Raw genomic sequence first — 4,234 nt, forward strand, 5'->3', positions numbered from 1 at the left:
AAACCATTTAACAGCCTTCTTGTAATTCCGAAATCGATTAATTCGATTATTCCTCCTACTCCCCAACTTTATAGAGCGTGAAAGCCCTTCCCCTTTACGATAGTATTCTGCTAATTGATATTCTGATAATGAGTCTTTCGAGTCAGCTTGTTTCAAAAGCTGAAGCATATTAATAATGCCCGATTCGACATCTTCTCCATTTTCTTTCGCTTTTTGAAACCATTCCATTGCTTTTGTGGTATTTCGTTGACATCCTACACCATCAAAATAGAAATAGCCAAGATTATTCATCGCTTTAGGATTATCTCTAAGAGCAGATTCCATAATTAATTGAAATGCTTTGTTTTCATCTTTTTCCACACCAAGGCCTCTCACATATTTCATTCCTAAGTTGTTCATCGCTTCCGCGTTTCCCTGTTTACATGCCAGTTGATACCATTTCACAGCCAATTTATAATTTTGTGGAACCCCAATGCCATATTCATAATCAACCCCTACATAGAATTGTGCTTCAGCAAATCCATAATAGGCGACTAATTTGTACTGATAAAAGGCCATAGTCTCATCTTTCTCCACATAATATCCATTATCGTAGAACTCGCCAACCATAAAACCAGCTTCCAATTCACCATTTGTGGCAGCTTTCACGAACCACTCAAAAGCAATTTCATCATCATGGCCTTCATAATCATCATCGTGATACAAATAACCCAAAGATGTCATTGCATACACATATCCCATTTCTGCTGCTTTTTCAAGAAGAGTACGACCTATCTCATAATTCTGTTTGACACCCTCTCCATTGCAGTAATCACACCCGAGGTTGGCAATATCTTCTGGGGTATTGAAGCTATCAGGATGCATCCCTTTTATGACTTCCAAATCGATAGTTTCTTTCTTTGCCATAATAATGTTCTTAATTGTTATAATACATTTTCTGGCTGCAAAGATAAAAAGAGAGGCAGACATTTTGTGTCCGCCTCCACATTAATAATGAAAAAAACTATTCTTCACCTTTTTCTAAGATATCTAATCTATGCATTATAGAATCAATATCTTTTGAGTGTTGTATAATAGCCTTTTCATGAGCCAATAATCCGTCTTTTTGTTTCTCTACTCTTGAATAGATGTCCTCTTTTTGTTTTAATTCTGCTAACAATTTAATGAGTTCATTCTTTCCAATGTTGTCAAGTTTCGCATTCGGATCATTTATTTTTGCTTCAATTTTAGCTATTAATGTACGAATAGAATCAATATTAGAAACACCTAATGCCAGAATATCTTTAGTCACTCTTGCAACTCTGTGAAGGTATATCAACTGCGCCATAAGTGCTGTTACTTGTGTCTCTCCAGCTTCAGCTAACTTAATAACCGCTTTCTGTAATGATTCTATAGCATCTTTATTGCCGGAAAAAATACTGGCTTTTATTTGTTTAGCCTCATCGCTTTTTGCGTAGGCTTCTTTAGCATTTTCAATTGCAAGAATAATTTGTTGCTCAATCTGGCTGATATCGTCACAATTCTTAATTAACGATGATGATACGGATTGTTCTTTTTCCTCTTTGTATCTTTCTAAGTTGCAAATGATATTATCAAACTCTTTGCTAACGGCATTGTCTCGTTCGACTTGTATCTCTTTCTTCTCCTTTCTATTCTTGTAGTTTTCGTTAAATATATCTGCTATTTGTATTAATGATAATGAATTATATATATATTTCAAATCCACAATTTCATCCACATTTATGGTTGTACCACATACAGCGTTTACTTCTCCAATAAAATTTGAGAAATCGACTTTATGATCTAGATATTGAAAAAAATCCGAATCTAAAGAGCAATCTTCAAAATACTTTTTAGCTATTTCGAATAATATATCTTTTATCATATCATTAAATATTTGGATCCATGTATTTTATACGCATATATATAATCATTAATGTACATGGAAATGTCACCCTATATGCTGGCCCTTGAAGTCCGACAACGGGATATGTAATTCCATGAATAACTTTATTAAAAAAACCTAAGGAATTACGTGATGAAGCTGATTTTGATTGGTTAAAGATGTCTAGTAACCAACCTTTGTAATCTTTACTTGTTGTAAGCGCTTCAACTTCTTTCATTATCAGGGGCATGGTTTTTAATCGTAGATTTTGCCTTGACATTGCATAATCAATTAGACAGTCAAGCTTTTCTTCTATTGTACAGTTTCCATAAGAATAATACTCAGAAGAGGTCTCGTCCGAGTTTCCACACCATTTTTCAAAAAGATTATTTATTTCCTCTTCTTGTAGTTCAGTAAGATATTTTTCCATAATAAACATGATCAGATTTCTCTCAATCATCATTATAGGCATTTTTTCTGAATAAAACACATATAACCGTTCACAAATATCTGTAAGAATTGTTTTGTAAGACACTCCATGTCTTCTTATTGTATTAACAACTGTTGACCCCCCGTATTTCTCAAACTCATCAATCAAAACATCAACGGCATTTACAAGTCGGTCCTTATTATCGTTATATGTTTTGTTCTTTGTAAGTTCTTGAGTTGGACGGTCTTTCTTGTCATTTCCGTAACGCAAACAATCTGCAAACATCTTAAGATCTGGTTGTTTGCATTTCTTAAGAAAGTCCAAACTCTCATTATTTGATTTATCTTCCATGATTTTTAATATTTTAATATATTCATTATTTCTTGTATCTCTTCCTGATTACTGGTTTCTGAGATTATGTTTTCTGCAATAGTATCAGAAGCCAAATGTATCTCATTTATTGTTTTATATGCATTAGAAATTTGATAAAAAGCATAATTCTCAAGTTCATTAACCGCAACAGCAGCATCTCTCAACAAAGACCACTCTCCTGCGCAAAGATAAAAGTACTTTGCTTCGTGGAGTGAAATTATGTCATTTAATAGCGTAATCTGCCGATTACGGGTTTTATACTCATTTATCTCACTGCATATTTCATCTGTTATAGCGAATAGGAACCTTCCTGATTCCACAAAATTCAATCTTAATAAAAGTCCCCCAGCAAATGCTACAGGATCGCCTCCGGATTTTATTGCGGCCCTAATTCCCGCATCAGCAACATCTATAACAAAGAAAGTTGCTGAAGATATTGTTATCATTCTAGTTATAGTCCTGTTTTTAAAAGGAAGAGTTCTATCCCAATTAGTATTTTTGATTATATCATTGATAGAACTTGGATCGATTAACTTTATTTCCCGAATAAGTCTTCTAACAAAATAACATAATCTTACCAAACATTCATTTATAATAACGGGAACTGCTTGTCTGCCGAGCTCATATGACACACCAATTTCTGCACGTAAATCAAACTTTATTACACTGTCTGGTATTATTCTATTATTTTCATCTCTTTTAGCCAAAAGAGTGCCATTAAATAATTTGGAAACCCAATAGGCAAAGCCTCTACAATTTTCTTCGTGTGAGAAGATAGGTAATGATGATAATTCTTTAAGCAGTGAGACAAATGGTCCTGGCAATCCGGTTCCGTATTTTCCATATGTTATAGAACTACTAGATCCTGCCATATCACTAACCATATGGAACAGCCAATTAATGAAACCTATTGATATCTTTGAAAAAATATTGTCGCCTATTAGTTCAGTACTGGGTACGTCTTCTACTATAAATGCTCCCACAGAATTAGTACCATAAACTTTTCCTGTAAATTGGGTTAACAATGAAAACATCAATCCCAATGGAGTTGGATGATGAGAAAAATCTTTTAGGTGGTGTGTCGCCCCTCCGCCAAATATATTTGTAGCACTATCAGCAGGAATAGGGTATTTCTTCTCAAGAAATCTAACTGCGCCATCTAGCTTATCTCCTTCATATCCCTTCATTTTAGCTACTGATAATACAAAATTGTCAACTCGATCTTTACCCCATTGAGTACCTCTGTCTAAAGAAAAATCTCCAACAAATAAAATATCGATTAACCCTGACAATATGCCTGAAGACACTGCCAGTATATAATCAATAGAATCTGCATTACTTGTGTATTTCTCTATTTGACTCTCAACTTCATCTAAGCTGATGTTTTTTTGAATGAGAGTAAAATCAATATTTCGTATTTTCTGTGCAAATAGAGTACTTTCTCTAATATTGCTATCAGAGACGAATTCATAAGGTTTTATCTCATATATAACATCAAGATTACCTTCTTGGGTTTTAAGAGATACTAGTGAATTCATACTTTAATC

Annotated in this window: 3 protein-coding genes and 1 pseudogene; all 4 read right to left on the bottom strand. The window is 33.8% G+C overall.

Going from position 1 to position 4,234, the window contains the following annotated elements:
• Positions 1 to 906, bottom strand: a pseudogene (locus J6L95_RS04595) (SEL1-like repeat protein); the annotation flags it as partial.
• Between the two features lie 97 nt (positions 907 to 1,003).
• A complete protein-coding gene (locus tag J6L95_RS04600) occupies positions 1,004 to 1,885 on the bottom strand; it encodes a hypothetical protein (RefSeq protein ID WP_287458314.1) in 882 nt (293 codons plus the stop codon).
• A gap of 4 nt (positions 1,886 to 1,889) precedes the next feature.
• On the bottom strand, positions 1,890 to 2,666 hold the full coding sequence (locus J6L95_RS04605; RefSeq protein WP_287458315.1) for a YaaW family protein: 777 nt from the start codon (positions 2,664 to 2,666) through the stop codon (positions 1,890 to 1,892).
• Between the two features lie 5 nt (positions 2,667 to 2,671).
• Entirely contained in the window at positions 2,672 to 4,225 is a 1,554-nt protein-coding gene (locus tag J6L95_RS04610) for a hypothetical protein (RefSeq protein ID WP_287458316.1), read from the bottom strand.
• Positions 4,226 to 4,234: the final 9 nt, after the last annotated feature.

It is taken from the genome of Kandleria sp. (assembly GCF_017934775.1).
Taxonomy (GTDB): domain Bacteria; phylum Bacillota_I; class Bacilli_A; order Erysipelotrichales; family Coprobacillaceae; genus Kandleria; species Kandleria vitulina.